Source organism: Streptomyces sp. NPDC008313, assembly GCF_042956125.1.
Lineage (GTDB): Bacteria > Actinomycetota > Actinomycetes > Streptomycetales > Streptomycetaceae > Streptomyces.
The window spans coordinates 1-1,135 of record NZ_JBIBFR010000061.1 but is presented as its reverse complement, the minus strand read 5'-3'; the positions used below and the strand labels follow the sequence as shown (position 1 = coordinate 1,135).

Below are 1,135 nucleotides of genomic sequence, written 5' to 3'. Positions count from 1 at the left end.
CCGTGGAGTCTTCGGTGGTTGTACCAGTCGATCCACTCGGCGGTGGCCAACTCGACCTGAGAGAGCGTCTTCCATGGCCGCTGGGGCTTGATCAACTCGGTCTTGAACAGGCCGATCGTTGACTCCATCAGGGCATTGTCGTACGCGTCACCGACGGATCCGATGCTTGCCGCGATGCCGGCGGCGTCCAGATGCTCGGCGAGCTTGAACGATGTGTATTGCGACCCGGCGTCGGAGTGATGGATCAACTCGCCCGGCTGGATAGGCTGTTGGTCGCGGTCGCGTTGCCAGACGGCCATCTCCAGGGCGTCCAGCACGAAGTCGGTCTCCTTCACGGTGGCGGCGGACCAGCCGACGATCCGGCGGGAGAAGGTGTCCACGACGAACGCGACGTAGACGGTTGCGGACCAGGTCTTCACGTGGGTGAAGTCCGCCACCCAGCACCGGTTCGGAGCGGCGGCGACGAAGTCGCGGTCGACCAGATCGGGGGCCCGCTCGGCCTGCCCGCCAGGGATCGTGGTGATGACGCGCTTGCCGCGCACCGCGCCCTGGATACCGAGCTCGCGCATCAGGCGCTCGACAGTACAGCGGGCCACCGCATGACCCTGCCGGTTCATCTCGCGCCAGATCTTCCGGGCTCCGTAGACACGGTAGTTGGACGTGTAGACGTCCTGGATCCTCTCCTTGAGGGCTGCGTCGCGCACGGAACGGGCAGAGGGCGTTTGGAGGCGTTTCTTGTGGGCGTAGTACGTGGAAGGGGCGATCTTGCAGTCGTGCTCGGTGAGCGTTCTGCAGATCGGCTCGACCCCGCCGAAGCGGTCCCGGTGCTCGTCGATGAACGCTACGAGCGCGTGTGTGGCCGGTCGAGCTCGGCCGCGAAGAAACTCGCCGCCGCCTTGAGGATCTCGTTCGCCCGCTTCAGCTCGGCGTTCTCCTTCTTCAGCGCCTTGAGCTGGACCGACTCCTCCGTCGTCATCCCCGGACGCTGCCCCGCGTCGATCTCTTGCTGCTTCATCCAGTTCCGCAGCGTCTCGCGGGAGCCGATGCCGAGCTTGTCCGCGACCGCCTGCAAGGCGGCCGTCTCGTTCGGGTAGTCGTCGCGCACTTCGGCGACCATGCGCACCGCGCGACGGCG

General features: G+C 66.2%; 2 protein-coding genes. Both read right to left on the bottom strand.

The features are described from left to right. The coding region (locus ACFY93_RS34535) for an IS3 family transposase (RefSeq protein ID WP_391365883.1) at positions 1-836 on the bottom strand (836 nt) is incomplete at its 3' end. A 5-nt stretch (positions 837-841) separates the two neighbouring features. Further along, positions 842-1,135, bottom strand: a 294-nt coding sequence (locus tag ACFY93_RS34530) for a transposase (protein ID WP_391365882.1), incomplete at its 5' end; no start/stop codon positions are given.